Raw genomic sequence first — 17,447 nt, 5'->3', positions numbered from 1 at the left:
GGGATCCGTATCGTGCCCTTGCTTACGTCATAATCGGAGAGTTCCTCCGTAAATACAGCTGTAGCCTCATCACCAGGATAAATGCCCAGATGTTTCTTTGATGCTGCGAAATGAATGATATTACGACCTTTCCAATAAGTGGGCATCGACCAGGAGATCCGTTCCTCCGCGTCCGGCAGTGCATCACGAAGGATCTCCCGGATCTCCATTAATCTGGGCTTATATTTCTCATCCTGAGCAGCAATGTATTCATCAATATTCTGCGGTTTCACACAGTAATGGTCCTGGTTTTGTCTGCTGAACTTTCTGCCGCATTTCGGACATTTCCATGCCATGGCTTCACCTCTTCAAATCTCGATTTGTCTTAGTCTATTATCCTGAAATATATTCCGAGTTATTGTTTATTCGTTTCCTTCTTAAATATCAAATGATAAAAAAAGCAATCTTTTTAAATTCTTCCATAGTACTTGTTTTGATTTCCAATGCAAGCATTGATTGATACCATTCATTTGTATGCTTGATCTCATTATTCGAAGACAGTCCGAAGAATGTCCTTATTCCATAGCTATCGGAAAGTTTCATATCATGAGACAGTGTTTCAATAAGTAGCTCGTTACTATAAACACTTCTATTTCCAAACATGCTATCCTCGGAAATATTGTTCAGCAGTTCCAATGCTACGTTGGGATCATCAGCAAGCACAGCACTTCCCATAACTCTACCAAGAAGATTATGTTTGACTATAGAAAGAATTCCTTCCGGCTTTACTACTCTCCCCAATTGATCTAAAACTGCTTCTCTGTTTTCTACGTATTCCAAAACATTATGACAAAGAACAACATCGAAATAATTATCAGGAACGGCCTTAAGATAATCCACCCCTTGAGTAATCAGAGTATACTCATTATCTTCCGCTCGCAGATTGTACATTTCCTCATTCGGCTCAACAGCAACAACTTCGTGATTCTTTGCATAATAATTTGCTGTTATACAAAATCCAGCTCCAAAATCCAGGATTCTTACTCTTTTTTCTTCTGAAATATTCAGTTGTTCATAAATCAATTCGTAGAACATCTTTCCCCAGGGTTGTTCCACCATGTTTCTATAGTCCCTAATTGTTCCCATTTTTCCTACTTTCTTAGCACGTTTTACTGAAATTATTTCTTCTTTGTCGTCGGCAAGTCCTCATACATCGCCTCTACGAGTTCTCTCAGAAACTCTCTGTTGTCAACACCATCAACAAGGATCATCTCTTTTGCTCCTTCATACGGAAGTTCCATATCCGCATCAGGCATCATAGCTTTGGCGGACTTTGTAGGCTTCACCAGAAAGCGGTCATCATAGATACCGCCAAACACCTTGCCTCTATAATACAAGATATATTCTCCCATCATGGAACGATGCGTTATATCATCAAGCCCTGACAGCTGCTCTAATATGAATTCCAAATAGTCTTTACTTGATGCCACCTGCTAACCTCTTTATCATTTATTTTCTGAAAAATATATTACAGTTATTGTTCTAATTAATTTGCATCCACCCAAAGATGATATTTATTGCAATGAATGCATTTAAACAGATATCCCGACATATCCCCATCCTTATACAAACATTCCTCAACATCTTCAAGTGAGTATGCATCTTCACGCATAGCATACTCTTGTAGAAGTTCGTCTTTTATCCCAAGATCATTTAATTCATCAATTCCGACTCTCCCAAGATACTGACAATAGTCATCACAACATGCGAGCCAATTTTCATCTTGCCACCCAAGATATCCCGGCGTTCTATGAAATAGTTCATCTCGTTTTTCAGGATCACTAATAGCCTCTGCCCAAGAAACAAATACAGCATCAAACTTTTGGGCTGCAGTCCCATCACTTACACATTGTAAGCAGATGCAATCTACATCCTCCGCTGAATAAACATGTTCTATATACTCATTTATTTGTTTGCCACAACACTGACATATACCACTCTTATGAACAAGAATGTCATCCTCATAAATATTGGGATGATATTTAAAGTGAATTTTTTTCATATCCATCTTCTCCTTTTAGACAGATAAACTGAAAGATTAATTAGCTACTATATCATCTGAAAAACTTTCAACGCATCCATAATTGCATCCTCGACAAAGGCTATTGTCGTGAACTCCTTATCATTATAGTACACAGGTATGGCAAAGGATATGCTCTTTAGAAATCTTCCGTTTTCTTTTGGCTGTTCATATATCTGCACATTCTCTACAAATGACTGCATGAACCTCTTTTTTCTCAATATCCGTAAAGCTTATCAAGCTGGATGAGTACCTTTAATATTTTTACCGGAATGTCCTTCATCGGAGTATTCGCCGACAGTCTCCATTTCCTCGTAGGCAGCATATCTCTTGAGTTTTTCTTTCTGGGCATCAAGACTGTATCCATCTACCTGCATGGCCGTTGATACGCGGGTGTAGCTGTAACATTTCACTTTCTTCTTTGTCATAAGATAAGAATCCTCCAAATTTTAGTTGACAGTATCCTGATACCCCTTTAGGATAATAGTCAAGAAACGAGTTTTTTACTGAGTAAAGCCATCTGGCCGGAAAAGGTTACTTGTTTCTTTTTTTGTTTCTATAGCCTTTATTCATGGAAGGACAAGCGCTGCATTCTTAAGAAGATTCTTTATGATCGGATCATACTTTTGTATGCCGTAGTCCTCTACAATACTTGTTATCCTTGCACCCGCATCCTTAGAAGAAGCTCCACAAAGGAAAATCCTTTCATCCCTTGTTCCATAATCCAGCACTATAAATCTGTCATGGAATACTCCACCAGTGCGCAGCATCGTGATATTTATCCCAGGATATTCTTTACAAAAATCCTTAAACTCCACATTATGAAGCTTTGCATTACCAACGTTATCGCTAAACACTTTTATATCCACACCAACCGGAGCATTCTTTAACATTACCAAGGTCCTGAGTCCTATATAATTATCAACCAGATAGACAGACTTCTTGGCCTGACTGTATATAGAAGAGTAAGCTACATCAGCGCTGCAATACTTGGTGTTATACATAAGCCAACCGTTGTCTTCATCATTGACAAAGCTGTTCATCATATCTGCCAGATCGGATTTGGTAACAACATCACTAAGCTGATCCATAACATCAGACATCTGCTTCTCCACAGAACCGAGATCCATGCGAAGTTTACTGATTTCGATTTTGTTTTCAGCACTCTGCATACATAACTGCATCATTTCTCGCTGTCCTACAAGATTCTGATTGCTAATGATGTAATCCTTCATCTTTTTAAATGTACGAACTAAAGCTTTGCTCTGTCGTGTTGCCAACTCGCCCTTCAATACAGTCATTAGCATATATAATCCTTGTTCCGTAAATGCATGCGGATTATATCTACTTTTGCTGTCTATATTTGCGGTGCAAAAATTGCACCGCAAATATTCCACTTCCTCATCCGATAATTCAAACATAAAATCATCATCAAATTTTTCGATATTATTCTTCACCTGTCGATTAAGGCCTTTCGTTTCATATCCATAGATAGCTGCAAGATCAGCGTCTAGCATTACCCTTCTTCCTCTGATCTCATAAAGCCTATCTCTTAGATATTCTTCCGTAACTTCTATAATATCTATTTCTGCTTTTTTAGTTTCTGCCTTTTTATTTGCCATTAGGATTTTTATACTCCCTTCTTCTATTTTTGCGGTGCAAAAATTGTACCGCAAAACTTGAGATCAAATATTTTGACCTCAAGTTTGCGATTCACTTTCCCCAGTCTTTTCCTTCATCTTCTTCAGTTCTTCATAGTACGCCTTGTATCTGTAAGCAGTTCGGCGGCTGATTGCACCCTTGGCAACAATCTCCATGATTGTCATTCCACCTTCATATTGAGTCACAAAGTCGTTATATGATTTCATCCAATGCTCATCATGCTTCTGTCTGCCGGCAAACTTTTTGCTCTTATAATACTCAAGTTCTTCTCTGAGCTTGGCATTCTCTTCTTCAAGCTCAGCGATTCTTTTTAAAGCATCTTCAAATGTAGTTATCATAGCTCATTCCCTCCTGTGCCAATTTTCTCATGGCACAATTATATTATCGCCATGCAATAGTGTCAATTTTATTTTGTCACTCAGGCAACTTTATCATGACGCTGATCAACTTGTCTATCACTGTCATACAGGCGCTTTATATATTTTGCAGATGCCTTCATTATTTTTTGACATCAGGTCGCGGAGTCACTTCAATTAGACTTGCAATGGTCTCATTCACCAAGAAGTAGTTGCATCTGAATCTATCAATCATTTCAAGAACAGAAGTCCTTATAAAATTTGTAAAGTTCATTCACAATCTGTTAAATTGATTTCATCGTTTCCAGATATTTTTAATCTCGAAGCCATCGCAAAGTCCAATTTGAAAAATTCAAAAATAAAAAAGCAGTTCAATTCCAAAGCATCTATGCCCGGATATGAACTGCAAAACTATTTTATTGTTATTAAAAAAATCACCTGCGCCACATCATGTTCACTCTCAAAAGCAAAAATGTAAAGTGGCAAGTGGAGTTTCGGTATATACTTTCCCGAAAACTCACTTGTTGGGGCACATCCCCAATCCCCTGGTATCAGATCAAAAATCTGACTACGCTCTCTTCGAGAGCTATAAGGAAATTATTAATCAACACGATTTTCAATCATACTGTTTCTTATATTCTTTACTTAGTTCATTCTGAAGCATAGTAAAAAATTCAGAATATCTCAAAGCTGTCCCTCCTTCATAACGTACAGCCTTAACATACAGTGAAAAGCACACTTGCATATGCAGTAATAAATCCAAATAAATAGAACTCAGAATTTAAAAAGCATCACGCCCCGATATGTAGTTACATAAGTAATTTTATAGCCTATCTCCGAGCACTGCAAGTATGTAAACTCTAATATCTACAACACTAATCTGGATAGCTCAAAATAAAGAAAACAGCCACCATGAATTAGTCCCACAGTAGCTGTTTACTCATTTCATAAAGCCTTACTCAATGTGATGTCTCCATCTATATCCACCTGAAGTTGCACCTTTCCTTATTGCATTGGCTATTGCGCCTCGAGAAAGGTCCAACTCTTCAGAGGCTTCCTTAGCACTCTTGAAGGTTTTAATAAAAGTACCGTCCAAAGATAATTGATCTACCGGTCTACACGATTTCTCAGCAATTCTAATTTTTCCGCATATTGGGCATCCGGTGCCATTTACTCTATGAGAAGGCGTAGCCAAGTAACTATCATGACCTTTAGGGCACATCCACCAAAACTTACGTCCTGAAGAATAAGACACCTGGCTAGGCGTAATCTCTTCATTCTTTTGGTAATCCCATTCGTTTGCCAACTCCGGTTTAATAGTTGCAAGATCATTCTTTCCTGCTACGACTACGTTCCCTGCACAAGCCGGACAACCAGCGCCTTTAGATCTCGTACGAATAGCAGCGCTCCATGAATATCCGCATTTTGAGCACTTCCAGAATACTTTTTCTTTACTACCAGTAGTGTATTCTTGCGGAGTCCTGTCATTTTTTTGATAATCCCACTCATTTATTAGCTTTTCATCGGTTATGGCTTTTCCTTTAGTAATCAACCTCTTTCTTTTTAAATCTGGGTTGGCTTTATCCGCACATTTTCTGCAACCAGCACCATTATTCCTTCGAGCTATTGGCGCTTTCCACTTATATCCGCATATAGAGCAAATCCAATAAGCCGATCTGGTACTACCAGGTGTCAAATCTTCTGGAAAAAGACCAATCGCTCTATTTCTGTCATAATCCCATTCTTTCAAAAGAAGCTGATTCGTTATGCAGCCCTGTGTTTCTAATAAGTTCTTATGCTTTAATTCTTTGCCTGCTTTATAACCACATTTTATACACCCGTTACCTTGAACAGTTCGTTTATTCAATGAAACTGTCCATCTGTGTCCACATATATGGCATTTCCAATGAACCTTCTTGCCACTATTGAACATTATCTCGCTCGGATAAACGTCATGTCTTGCATTCTCTTCATAATCCCAATCAACAAGAAGCTCCGGCATTTTTGTTTCTAAATCATTAAACCCCTTTTCAAAAATAAAGCCTGCACATTTGGGACATCCTGTATGATTCTTGGCACGATGATAAACTTCCGCTTCCCATCGATATCCACAAGTAGAGCAGCTCCAGTTTACATACTGTGAAGAACCTGCAGAAATCATGTCCGGCTTCAATTCACCATTTCTCTCATAATCCCACTCTTCAGCTAATTCCGGAGCAATTTCCTGAACAGAGTTTTTTACTGGTCCTTTCAAATATGACAATATCTCAAAGCGATCCCTAGATACGTCAATATCAGGTACCGAAGGTATTGAACCATTTTTTGTTTGATCTAGTATCCAGGTAATAACATTTTTTATACTAATACTTAATGCGACTTCATCTGTCTCAGTCTCAGGTGAAAACACACACCAATCTGCGGCTGGAACTTCATCCACATACTTTCTCTTTTCTCTGACTCGTATCAGTGCTATTCCATTTTTTTTGCAAATATCATACTTTCGCTGTTCTCTTTCATATGTAGCCGCTTTCTTGTGATGCCAATATACGCCATCATATTCTATTCCTATCTTCAGATTCGGAATATAAACATCCAATTCCATGCTCCTAGTGAATAGTTCTTTGTATCCGCTTATAGCTGTAGGATACACTTTTTTAACATAATAATATAAAGCCTGCTCCGCAAAAGAAGTTTGACGACCGGAATTGCAGACAGGGCATTTTGTTCCAGCTCCGTTTGTTCTATGTAAAACTGTTGCCGAGTATACATGCCCTCTAGGGCAAATCCAGCTAAACTTCTTTCCGCATCCATGCGTAACATCCTGCGGAGTAACATCTCCGTTTAGCGGCTGGTACCACTCTTTAGCTATCTCCGGATGTGTAGTAGCGAGATCATTTACTCCTTTAACTACGACTTTATTGGCACAGCAAGGACAACCTCTCCCTAAAACAGTTCTGTTGCTGATCGTAGAATCCCATACATAATTGCATTTCGGACACTGCCAGTAAACTCTTTTACCACTTCCAGGCAAAACATCGCATGGAAGCAAGCCTGCATTTAGCGTTGGATGCCATTCTTGGGCAAGCTCAGGATATGTAGTTTCTAAATCATCAATTCCTTTTGTGGCAGTTTTCTTCACTCAACTAATCCTCAAAACTTACGTCTCTTTTGACCTACTTTTTATTATATTAAAAATATAACTTAGCCAGGTATTCTTCCTTATAATCTTCAAAACACTTCGTATCCAATACGGTTATTTTGCATTCATGTTTCATATTCCCTTCACCTCACAAATCATCTTTTGGCGTTCTAAAGGAGTTGGGAAAGAAGAACCACAGTCTCGACATGTTTTCTAATGTACAAACCAAAGTAACAAAGAAAAGGAACGAGCAACCCGCACACTGTAACATGATCCGCGGTAAAAAACCCGTTCCCAAAGAATTCTTTCTTATGCAGCAGTATCAATCAGGATCTTGACATCATCCGCTTTGAAAACATAAAAACATTTGGATGGGCGGCGTATCCATCATATCAGATTCCACTTAGGGAGCGCAGGGTGCCTTTCCTGCTCGTCAAATGTTCTTATATCCGGAGTGTAACATCAGATATTTCGCGTAGTCAAGTGGTTTTAACGAGCCTTCCTGACCTTATGTAAGAATTTTGTTTATATCAGACATATTCAAGTAGTGCACTACTGTCACGACGTAGGCTCTATTTTTGCACCTACTGTCACGAGTTCGACAGCTACAACTACCCGAATATACTTTTTCATGTGCTTTCCACGCTCAGAATAATCAGTCTTATCAAACGTGAAATGCTCGAAAAAGTGCGTAAATTCAAGGATTTCTATTAGTTCACTCTTGTGAGCAACACTACAGTCTCCACATGCACGGTGTGACTAAACATATCGCAGGGACGTACGGCCTTTAGTTCGTAGCCGCCATCCACAAGTATACGCAAGTCTCTTGCCAGGGTTGCGCTGTCGCAGCTGACGTAGACGATGCGGTCAGGGGCCATCTTGAGCATTGTATCAAGGCAGGCCTGATCGCAGCCCTTACGTGGAGGATCTACTACGATCACATCAGGGTGAAGCGCTGACTCAGAAATATTGTATTCAGAATGTAATACATTCTTATCTTTCTCTTCCAACCGTCCATTAGCATAGAAATCAGGAAGTACTTCCTCAGCTTTTCCACAGTAAAAGTCTGCATTTGAAAGACCGTTTCTAGCGGCGTTCTTCTTGGCATCCTCGATGGCATCAGGAATTATCTCAACTCCGTAGACATGTCCTGCAGTCTTGGCCATAGAAAGGGTTATAGTTCCAATGCCGCAATACAAGTCCCAAACCGTCTCATTTCCTGTAAGAGCGGCATATTTAATAGCCTGTCCGTAGAGCTTTTCGCACTGAACTGGATTAACCTGATAAAAAGAGAGTGGTGAAATCTCAAATTCAAGGCCACAAAGGGTGTCAGAAATAGTGTCTTTTCCCCATATTGTGTGTATTTCTGTGCCCATGATGACATTGGTCTTATCAGTATTGATGCTGACGGATATGCTTGTCATGCCTTTTATCTGTGAGAGCCTTGTAACAAGCTCTTTCTGGCCTAATATATATTCTAAAGAAGTGTATTCTCCACCTGCAATTTTCTTATTACCACGCCCTTTGTAATTAAGGACAAGACAAACCATGATCTGGCCTGAAGTAAAGCCCTTTCTGATAAGAACATGCCTCACAAGGCCTTTGCCAGAAGCCTCATCATAAGGCTCAATCTTATTCTTCTCCATGTGGCGGATGATGACATCCAGAATGTCTTTATTTTCTGCAGTACCGATAAGGCAATCTGTGACAGGAATAATGCTATGTGTCCTGCCTGCATAAAATCCAGCTATAATACTGCCATTTTTATCTTTTCCAATTGGGAACTGGGCCTTGTTCCTATATCTCCAAGGCTCCTCCATGCCAATAATTGGCTCCATGATGCTATCCACAAAAGACTCATCAAAACCGCCAAGTCTTACGATGTTATTTCTTACCTTGTTCTGCTTGAATGCAAGCTCCCTCTCGTAAGACATATTCTGAGTCTGGCAGCCTCCGCACTGCCTAGCAACTGGGCAACGCGCCTCTACTCGGTCACTTGATGGCTCTATTACTTTTTCAAGATGTGCATAGGCATAATTCTTTTTAGCCTTCATTATCTTGCAGCTGACCTTGTCACCAATTACCGCATCCTTAATAAAGAGGGTATAGCCGTCTACCTTGCCTATGCCCTCTCCATCGTTGCCAATATCTGTGATCTCCACTGTAAGGAGATCGCCCTTTTCATATTTTGATTCTTCTATTTTTTTACTCATCTGATAATCCTACTAAATAACTAATGCTACAAATTTACTTCTCATCCTTCCAGTGAAGCCTGTGAAGTTCTCCCTTGCGCTCAAGCCCTTCAAAGTTGTTCTGCCTAAGAGCTTCGTACAACACTATTGCAACAGAATTAGATAAATTCAAGGATCTAATGTCTTCTCCCATGGGAATTCTGATGCAGTTTTCCTCGTTATCCACAAGTATCTCTTCTGGAATTCCAGCACTCTCTTTGCCGAACATAATGAAATCATCCATGCCAAAAGAGACATCGGTATAGCTGCGCTTTGCCTTAGTAGTAGCCATCCAGATCTTAGCATCCGGGTGCTGAGCCTTAAAATCCTGGTAGTCGATATATCTTGTGACATCGAGCTTATCCCAATAGTCCATTCCAGCTCTCTTTAGCTCTTTTTCTCCAAGCCTGAAGCCCAAGGGCTCGATAAGATGCAGGCTCGTATTTGTTGCGACGCAGGTTCTTCCAATATTTCCTGTGTTCTGCGGTATTTCTGGTTGATGCAACACTATATGCATAATTAGTTCTCTCTATCCTTTTTTTCTACTCATTTTAGCAATGTGATTTATATCTACAAGCATTTCGTACACAGGCAAATCCCAGCATGAATATATATCTGAAGGAGTTTAGTTCTATGGAGACAAGACAATTCCCTTGAATTGGCTTGTCGGATTGTCCAGAACTACCGACTGAAGATGTACATTCATGCTGGAATTTGCCGTCCTATAGCCAGCAATAAATCATTTCACTCATCCACTTCATCCATGGCTTTTGCCTTGGCAAGTGAGAAAATAAACTCTGTACCAACGCCTTCCGTACTGATAACGTTGATATTTTCTTCGTGGGCTTTCACTATTTCTTTTACTATAGCAAGGCCAAGTCCGGTGCCTTTCTTGTCCTTGCCTCGTGACAGGTCGGATTTATAGAACCTGTCAAAGATAAGCTTCTGGTCCTCCTTAGGAATTCCGATTCCGGTATCCTTTACAGAGACGAAGACTTTACTGTGTTTCTCCGTAGTCTCGATCTTGACGCTGCCTCCCTTGTGGCTGAATTTTATAGCGTTATCCACAAGGTTGTATAAAACCTGCTGTATCTTGCTGATGTCGGCGTTTACCAGCATCTTCTCATCTGTAAGCACTAGCTCTATACCGATATTCTTGTCCAGGCAGGTTCCGCCAAAGGATTCTGCCACGTTCCTGATAACCTGATTGATGTCAAAGTCAGTCCTGTCAAGGAGCATTCCTCTGGTATTAAGGTTGTTAAGTGTCAAAAGCTCATTGGTGAGCTTAGTGAGCCTGTCAGTTTCGTTGATAACAATTCCAAGGTACTTGCCATGCATCTCTTCAGGGATGGTGCCATCCTGCATAGCCACAAGATAACCTCTTATAGAGGTAAGTGGTGATCTGAAGTCGTGGGAAACGTTAGCAATAAATTTCTTCTGATCATCTTCCTGCCTTGCAATCTCACCTGCCATATAGGACAAGGATGCTGCAAGATAGCCCATTTCATCCTCTGACTCAACAGAAAACTCATACCCCATATTTCCTGCCGCATACTGCTCAGTTGCTGTTGTGATCTTCCTAAGCGGTACATACACAAGCTCAGTAAAGAAGATCAGAATAATAAGGGATAGCAGGAAAAGAACTATCAGCATCAGGTAGGAAATATTCAAAAATTCATTGGCTGTATTCTGAATATCAGCTATAGGATAATGAATTATAACGTAGGCCTGAACCTTAAAGTTCGCTGTGATTGGCGCAAATACGCTTAACATATCCCACTTAAACCACCCCCAGAAGCTTCCCGTGGTGTAGTAGGTGCTTCCAGTTACTGTTGGATCAAAGCCCTGGATCATTATTTCTTCACCTGGTTCAATATATCTTGATGAATCAAGAACCAGACGTCCTGAAGGGTTTACAATCCACACAGATGCTCCGTCCATATATTTGGACAGAGCTACAACCTGCGAGTGAACGGCCTCTAGCGAAGTCTCACTGTTATAAAGATCTGCGGCGTAGGTATTGGCAATCTGAGTTGCAACCTGATAGAGTGTTTCTGCCTTATCCCGACGGAATCTCTCATAGGTCATTGTATAAACAAAGGTTGCAACAACAACAAATCCAAAGATACCAAACAAAAGGTAGGCCAACAAAAATTTTAAATAAAGAGTTCTCTTCATTTACTGTAGTACCTCAAACTTGTATCCAATTCCCCAAATTGTGGCAAGACGCCAGCTGTCATGGTCACTTAGCTTCTCACGAAGTCTCTTGATATGTACATCTACCGTTCTGGTATCTCCAATGTATTCATATCCCCAAATCTGATCAAGAAGCTGTTCTCTTGTGAAAACATGATTTGGAGAAGCTGCAAGGAAATACAAAAGCTCCAGTTCCTTTGGGGGCATATCCACACGCTCTCCCATATAAGTAACTGAATAATTTGTCATATTGATCTCAAGGTCAGGATATCTTACAACCTTATCGTCAGAAGGTGCTGCTTCCTGAGTTTGAGGTTTATAGCGTCTTAATACTGCCTTAACCCTTGCCACTAACTCTTTTGAATCAAAGGGCTTTTCCATGTAGTCATCTGCGCCCATTTCAAGGCCCAGAACCTTGTCAAAAACTTCTCCCTTGGCAGAGAGCATGATGATTGGAACCTGTGATTTAGTTCTTATCTCTCTACAGACCTGGTAGCCATCAATTCCCGGAAGCATCAGATCCAGCAGAACCAGATTCGGCTCAAAGGTATCAAAGGTATTGATTGCTGATTCTCCGTCGTTACATATCTTGGTCTCAAAGCACTCTTTTATCAGATAAAGAGAAATCAGCTCCGCAATGTTGTTGTCATCATCCACAATTAAAATTTTCTGTTTAGTAACCATTATCCCCTCACTTTAACTTATTTTATAAATGTAACTATAGTAACTCCGGCATCTCCCTCACCGAACTCACCAAGCTTAAATGATTTTACATAAGGCACGCCTTTTAAATAGTTATGCACAGCCTGTCTCAGGATTCCAGCGCCTTTGCCGTGTACGACTCTCACATTATTAAGGTGAGACATATACGCATCATCCAGATACTTATCAAGTGCAGAAATAGCATCGTCACTATTTTTACCAATGAGATTAATCTCTGTTCTGATACTTGCAGCACGTGAAAGATCCATCTTGCCTGAAGAAGAGCTTGTATTTCTTCCATAGAACTTCTTCATGGCTGCCTTGCCATCCTCATCCTGAACAAGAACAAGGTCTCTTATATTAGCCTTAGTTCTCATGATTCCGCACTGAACGTAGAGATTTCCGTCCTTGTCTGGCTTGGAAGAAATTGTTCCCTTAAGTCCCATAGATACAATCTTGACTGACTCTCCAAGCTTAAGCTGGGATTCCTTCAAAATAGGATGAGTCGGATTAGCAGTTTCTTTCTTGGTGCTGATTGCCTTATTCTTGGCAGAAATCTTCTGCCCAACATTGGTCCTTGCTCTCTCAAGATCCTGGATAGTTGCATTAGGACCAGCCTTTCTAAAGGTCCTGATGGTCTCATCCGCAAGATCCTTGGCTTCCTGAAGAATATTTCTAGCTTCTTCATTGGCCTGTCTTAAGATATCTTCCTTTTGCCTGTCTAGCTTATCAGTCTTGTCCTCAAGTTTAGCCTTAAGTTCCTCTACCTCTTTCTTGTACTGCGCTATTTCATCTCTCTCAGCCTCTATTGTCTTGCGGCTCTTCTCAAGATCTGCCAAAAGATCTTCAAACTTCTTGTCCTCTGTGCCAATCTGTTCCTTGGCAGCCTCTATGATCTCATCAGAAAGACCCAGCTTTTTAGAAATTGCAAAGGCATTACTCTTACCTGGAATTCCAATAAGAAGTCTGTAAGTTGGGCGCAGGGACTCCACGTCAAATTCGCAGCTGGCATTCTGAATACCCGGAGTATTAAGAGCGTACACCTTAAGCTCGCTATAGTGGGTTGTTGCCAGGGTTCTTACGCCTCTGTCATGGAGGTTATTCAGAATTGATATGGCAAGTGCAGCTCCCTCTGTAGGATCTGTCCCAGCTCCCAATTCATCAAAAAGGCAAAGTGAGTTCTCATCTGCATTTTCGAGAATAGAAACTGTGTTAGTCATATGTGATGAGAAGGTTGAAAGAGATTGCTCAATACTCTGCTCATCTCCAATATCCGCATAAACCTCATTAAATACTGACAGTTCAGACCTGTCGCCTGCAGGAATTGCAAGGCCAGCCTGTCCCATAAGCGTTAAAAGACCTACTGTCTTGAGCGTTACTGTCTTACCACCTGTGTTAGGTCCTGTGATTATCAGCATGTCGAAATCTCGGCCTGCGTAGACATCTATCGGAACCACCTTATCTTTTGCAATAAGAGGATGTCTTCCCTTCTTGATGTCAAAAGAGTGGTTGTCATTAAATACAGGTGTTATGGCATTGATCTCAAGAGCATAGGAGGCCTTGGCAAACACAAAGTCAAGATCCGTCATGATATCTGAGTTGTATTTAATGGCCTCTACATATTCGCCAACCTGAAGGCTCAGTTCTAAAAGAATCTTCTCAATCTCAGCATTTTCCTGGAGGATCAGCTCTTTTATCTTGTTATTTAGTTCTACTACCGCAGCTGGCTCAATAAAGAGAGTTGATCCAGAAGATGACTGGTCGTGAACAATACCATTTATCTGTGACTTATACTCACTTCTGACAGGCACGCAGTATCTGTCATCACGCATTGTAACCACCGCGTCCTGTAGATAGGTTCTCATGGAACCATTTATAAGTTTATTCAACTGCTCATGGATTCTGTCGTTAGTAAGACCAATTCCACGTCTGATGTGCCTTAGAGCAGGACTAGCATCTGAACTCATCTCCTCCTCAGAGACAATACACCTTCTGATCTCTGTAGATATAGGTGTAAGTGGCTCTAGCATGCTAAAAGACTCTGTGAGAGAATCTGGTGCTTCGTCGTCTCTCTGAGTTCTGCCGTAGTTCTTTACCCTTGCTACATTCTCAAGAAATGCTGCAAGCCTTAATAATCCAGGCATATCCAGAGCACTTCCAATCTTAAGTGCCTTTAAAGATCCTGTGAAATCCCTGTTGTCGCCAAAAGAAATAGAACCTTTCTTGAAAATCCTGGCAATAGCATCAGCTGTCTTTTCCTGATTCTTGCGAATTTCCTTAAGATCTGATGAAGGTTTAAGCTCCATGCAGAGTTTTCTACCAGGGTCTGATGTAGCATGAGCTGTGAGCTTGTCAATTATCTTATCGTACTCTAGTACGTGTAAAGCTTTCGAATTCATTACTTTATATCCTCTTTTTCATATAACTTCCCAAAGTACAGTTTAACATCTATATCTTTGCATGGCTAGGGACTATTATTTTGAAATCTCATAAGAAAGCGGCTATAATTATAAAGATATTGAACACAACTAATATTTGGGGGAATCTGTATGGCGCTTAATCAGGATGAAAACAAAAAGGACAATCTGGCCAACACTGCCTTTATCAGTGAGAAGATAAAGCAGCGCCCCATAAACAGGAAAAAGCTCCTTAGAAGAACGGTGATAACCATTTCTCTTGCTGTTGTTTTTGGCGGAGTTGCCTGTTTTACCTTCCTTTTACTTCAGCCTATTTTCACTGATACTCTATATCCTGAAAAGGAGCCTGAAGTTGTTTCTTTTCCGGCCGAATCAGCTAGTGATGAGCTGACTCCTGAAGAAATGTATGCTGTGGAAAAAGAGATAGCTGCTAGCGAAGCTATGAGTCTTGAAGCTACTCAGAAAGATCAGATCGATCAGGCTCTTGCCTCCTACACCTTTGGGTCTTCTGATTATGAAAAAATGATATCTTCTCTCAAGGGAGTAGCATCAGAAGCCAGCAGGAGCATAGTTAAGGTCACTGCTATTTCCAACGACAACAACTGGTTCAGTTCATCTTTTGAAAGCAGCGGCGTAGCTTCCGGGCTTATTATTGCTGATACTGGCAGTAATATCCTTGTCCTTGCCTTTTATGATAACCTTGCAGATGCTGAGACCATAGGCATTACATTTTGCGACAATGCCATGGCAGAAGCTTCTATAAATCTTGTGGATAAGATCACCGGTCTCTGCGTTTTGACTATAAAGAAGTCAGCTCTCTCAAGTGACACCAGAGAAAAGATTCGTGTGGCTTCCCTTGGAAGTTCCAACTCAAACAGTATTGCCGGGCTCCCTGTTATAGCAATAGGAAGCCCTGTAGGAGTTCAGGGATCAATTGCTTACGGCATAGTAACCAGTGAAAAGACATCAATCGATCTTCCCGACAGCTCCTATAAGCTGCTTACTACAGATATCTACGGTAGCAAGCAGGGAAGCGGTGTTCTAATTAATTTAAGTGGACAGGTTCTTGGCATTATCGATATGAAACAGGAGCCAAGCGATCTTTCAAATAACATCTGCGCCATAGGAATCACTGAGCTTAAGGCTCTTATGGAGGATCTTTCTAACACCAAGAAAAGAGCTTATCTCGGAGTCCACGGAGTCACTGTTCCGCAGGAATTCCAGGCTTTCCAGAATGTTCCTGCAGGAGCCTACATCACAATGACAGAACTAAGTTCTCCTGCCATGAGAGCTGGAATCCAGAGCGGTGATATCATAACTGCAATTGGTGACACGGAGATCACAAGCTACGAACAGCTTATAAATAAACTTGCTCAGCTAAGCCCCGATGATGTAATATCAATTACGGTAATGCGCCAGGCGCCTACCGATTATATTGAAATAGTTATGGATGCAACTTTATCAGAAGCCACCCATAACTGAAGCTAGTTTAGATTAGAAATGAGGATTTTTTAATGAAATTTATCAAGGACTTAAAACCCGGAGACAGAGTTGCCGACATCTACATGTGCAAGCACAAATTAAGTGCCACTACCAAGAACGGCAAGGAGTACTATTCAGTTACTCTCCAGGACAAGACTGGCACTGTAGATGCCAAGGTTTGGGAACCATATAGCGATGGAATTGATGAATTCGATGATACTGATTGCATCGATGTATTTGGAGAGGTAACAAGCTTTAACGGAGCTCTCCAGGTTAACATCAAAAGAGCCAGAAAATGCCACGAGGGTGAATATGACCCTGCTCTTTACCTTCCTGTATCCTCCAAGAATATCGATGAAATGTATAAAGAGCTTCTTGGAATAATTGGAAGCATCCAGAATCCTTACCTTAAAAAGCTTCTGGAAGAATTCTTTGTCCAGGATGAAAAGTTTATTGAGCTTTTCCGCAAATCCAGTGCAGCCAAGACAGTACACCATGGCTTTATCGGAGGACTTCTTGAGCACACATTAAGCGTTACCAAGCTCTGTGACTACTTCAGCAAGACTTATCCAAGACTTAACAGAGATCTTCTCCTTACGGCAGCTATGTGCCACGACATAGGAAAGACCAGAGAGCTTAGTCTTTTCCCAATAAATGACTACACTGATGAAGGACAGTTTTTAGGTCACATCGTAATGGGATGTGAAATGGTCAGCGATAAGGCCAGAAATATTCCGGGATTCCCTGAGCTTCTCAAGCAGGAGCTTCAGCACTGTATTCTCGCTCACCACGGCGAATTTGAGTATGGCTCTCCTAAAAAGCCTGCTATTATGGAGGCTGTTGCCTTGAATCTTGCAGATAACACTGATGCCAAGATGGAAACCTTTACTGAACTTTTAGCTAACGTTACAACACCTGGCTGGCAGGGCTATAACAAGTTCTTCGAATCAAATGTATTCGAGACAAGGGTTGATTGATACAGCCACTCTATATATATTACCCGCTTCAGTTGAGGACAAAAATACTTGTTTTCGTCTGCGCGGCGATTTATTTAAATTCAAAAAAGAAGAAAAGTCTCCTTTCACTTTGTTCATAAAAGTCGACTTTTCTTCTTTTTTTCATTTTATAAATCGTCCTGCTCGTCCGAGAACTGCGCATTTTTGCCCTCAATCTGAAGCAGGAAAATATACAGTACTACACCTG

Annotated in this window: 15 protein-coding genes and 1 pseudogene; 2 read left to right on the top strand and 14 right to left on the bottom strand. The window is 40.8% G+C overall.

Going from position 1 to position 17,447, the window contains the following annotated elements:
- From G631_RS0111425 to G631_RS0111360, 14 genes and pseudogenes are all read right to left on the bottom strand, one after another.
- A partial coding sequence (locus G631_RS0111425) for an iron chaperone (RefSeq protein WP_026489561.1) occupies window positions 1–335 on the bottom strand: 335 nt, incomplete at its 3' end.
- An 88-nt stretch (window positions 336–423) separates the two neighbouring features.
- Window positions 424–1,125, bottom strand: a complete 702-nt coding sequence (locus G631_RS0111420; RefSeq protein WP_026489560.1) for a class I SAM-dependent methyltransferase — start codon at window positions 1,123–1,125, stop codon at window positions 424–426.
- Between the two features lie 32 nt (window positions 1,126–1,157).
- Window positions 1,158–1,469: a TfoX/Sxy family protein gene (locus tag G631_RS0111415; protein ID WP_026489559.1), complete on the bottom strand. Its 312-nt coding sequence runs from the start codon at window positions 1,467–1,469 to the stop codon at window positions 1,158–1,160.
- Window positions 1,470–1,525: 56 nt separating this feature from the next.
- Window positions 1,526–2,041, bottom strand: coding sequence for a CbrC family protein (locus tag G631_RS0111410; RefSeq protein WP_035789739.1), 516 nt, complete (start codon window positions 2,039–2,041; stop codon window positions 1,526–1,528).
- 47 nt (window positions 2,042–2,088) lie between these two features.
- Complete coding sequence (locus tag G631_RS20960; protein ID WP_155833921.1) at window positions 2,089–2,262, bottom strand: hypothetical protein; 174 nt, start codon at window positions 2,260–2,262, stop codon at window positions 2,089–2,091.
- 48 nt (window positions 2,263–2,310) lie between these two features.
- A pseudogene (locus G631_RS0111400) lies at window positions 2,311–2,487 on the bottom strand (recombinase family protein); the annotation flags it as partial.
- Between the two features lie 141 nt (window positions 2,488–2,628).
- On the bottom strand, window positions 2,629–3,681 hold the full coding sequence (locus G631_RS0111395; RefSeq protein ID WP_026489556.1) for an ORF6N domain-containing protein: 1,053 nt from the start codon (window positions 3,679–3,681) through the stop codon (window positions 2,629–2,631).
- Window positions 3,682–3,759: 78 nt separating this feature from the next.
- Entirely contained in the window at window positions 3,760–4,059 is a 300-nt protein-coding gene (locus G631_RS0111390) for a hypothetical protein (protein ID WP_026489555.1), read from the bottom strand.
- Window positions 4,060–5,032: 973 nt separating this feature from the next.
- Window positions 5,033–7,216 (bottom strand): zinc-ribbon domain-containing protein, encoded by a 2,184-nt coding sequence (locus tag G631_RS0111385; protein ID WP_026489554.1) that lies wholly within the window; start codon window positions 7,214–7,216, stop codon window positions 5,033–5,035.
- A 710-nt stretch (window positions 7,217–7,926) separates the two neighbouring features.
- On the bottom strand, window positions 7,927–9,429 hold the full coding sequence (gene rlmD, locus G631_RS0111380) for a 23S rRNA (uracil(1939)-C(5))-methyltransferase RlmD (RefSeq protein ID WP_026489553.1): 1,503 nt from the start codon (window positions 9,427–9,429) through the stop codon (window positions 7,927–7,929).
- 34 nt (window positions 9,430–9,463) lie between these two features.
- Window positions 9,464–9,967, bottom strand: coding sequence for a tRNA (uridine(34)/cytosine(34)/5-carboxymethylaminomethyluridine(34)-2'-O)-methyltransferase TrmL (gene trmL / locus G631_RS0111375; RefSeq protein WP_026489552.1), 504 nt, complete (start codon window positions 9,965–9,967; stop codon window positions 9,464–9,466).
- A 224-nt stretch (window positions 9,968–10,191) separates the two neighbouring features.
- On the bottom strand, window positions 10,192–11,625 hold the full coding sequence (locus G631_RS0111370; RefSeq protein WP_026489551.1) for a HAMP domain-containing sensor histidine kinase: 1,434 nt from the start codon (window positions 11,623–11,625) through the stop codon (window positions 10,192–10,194).
- Entirely contained in the window at window positions 11,626–12,327 is a 702-nt protein-coding gene (locus tag G631_RS0111365; protein WP_026489550.1) for a response regulator transcription factor, read from the bottom strand.
- Window positions 12,328–12,344: 17 nt separating this feature from the next.
- Window positions 12,345–14,744: an endonuclease MutS2 gene (locus G631_RS0111360; RefSeq protein WP_026489549.1), complete on the bottom strand. Its 2,400-nt coding sequence runs from the start codon at window positions 14,742–14,744 to the stop codon at window positions 12,345–12,347.
- 150 nt (window positions 14,745–14,894) lie between these two features.
- Between G631_RS0111360 and G631_RS18970 the strand changes: the two genes are divergently transcribed.
- Both G631_RS18970 and G631_RS0111350 read left to right on the top strand, forming a co-directional pair.
- A complete protein-coding gene (locus tag G631_RS18970) occupies window positions 14,895–16,244 on the top strand; it encodes a S1C family serine protease (RefSeq protein ID WP_051197173.1) in 1,350 nt (449 codons plus the stop codon).
- A gap of 32 nt (window positions 16,245–16,276) precedes the next feature.
- Window positions 16,277–17,221: a 3'-5' exoribonuclease YhaM family protein gene (locus G631_RS0111350; RefSeq protein WP_026489548.1), complete on the top strand. Its 945-nt coding sequence runs from the start codon at window positions 16,277–16,279 to the stop codon at window positions 17,219–17,221.
- Window positions 17,222–17,447 lie beyond the last annotated feature (226 nt).

Source organism: Butyrivibrio sp. XBB1001, from assembly GCF_000424505.1.
In the GTDB taxonomy this organism is placed as follows: domain Bacteria; phylum Bacillota; class Clostridia; order Lachnospirales; family Lachnospiraceae; genus Butyrivibrio.
This window is presented reverse-complemented; position numbering and strand designations above follow the sequence as displayed.

Bases quoted from the DNA above. Each gene is read 5' to 3' on its own strand.
- G631_RS0111420 (WP_026489560.1), bottom strand. From the start codon at position 1,125: ATGGGAACAATTAGGGACTATAGAAACATGGTGGAACAACCCTGGGGA.
- G631_RS0111410 (WP_035789739.1), bottom strand. From the start codon at position 2,041: ATGAAAAAAATTCACTTTAAATATCATCCCAATATTTATGAGGATGAC.
- G631_RS20960 (WP_155833921.1), bottom strand. From the start codon at position 2,262: ATGCAGTCATTTGTAGAGAATGTGCAGATATATGAACAGCCAAAAGAA.
- G631_RS0111395 (WP_026489556.1), bottom strand. From the start codon at position 3,681: ATGGCAAATAAAAAGGCAGAAACTAAAAAAGCAGAAATAGATATTATA.
- G631_RS0111390 (WP_026489555.1), bottom strand. From the start codon at position 4,059: ATGATAACTACATTTGAAGATGCTTTAAAAAGAATCGCTGAGCTTGAA.
- rlmD (WP_026489553.1), bottom strand. From the start codon at position 9,429: ATGAGTAAAAAAATAGAAGAATCAAAATATGAAAAGGGCGATCTCCTT.
- G631_RS0111370 (WP_026489551.1), bottom strand. From the start codon at position 11,625: ATGAAGAGAACTCTTTATTTAAAATTTTTGTTGGCCTACCTTTTGTTT.
- G631_RS0111365 (WP_026489550.1), bottom strand. From the start codon at position 12,327: ATGGTTACTAAACAGAAAATTTTAATTGTGGATGATGACAACAACATT.
- G631_RS0111360 (WP_026489549.1), bottom strand. From the start codon at position 14,744: ATGAATTCGAAAGCTTTACACGTACTAGAGTACGATAAGATAATTGAC.
- G631_RS18970 (WP_051197173.1), top strand. From the start codon at position 14,895: ATGGCGCTTAATCAGGATGAAAACAAAAAGGACAATCTGGCCAACACT.
- G631_RS0111350 (WP_026489548.1), top strand. From the start codon at position 16,277: ATGAAATTTATCAAGGACTTAAAACCCGGAGACAGAGTTGCCGACATC.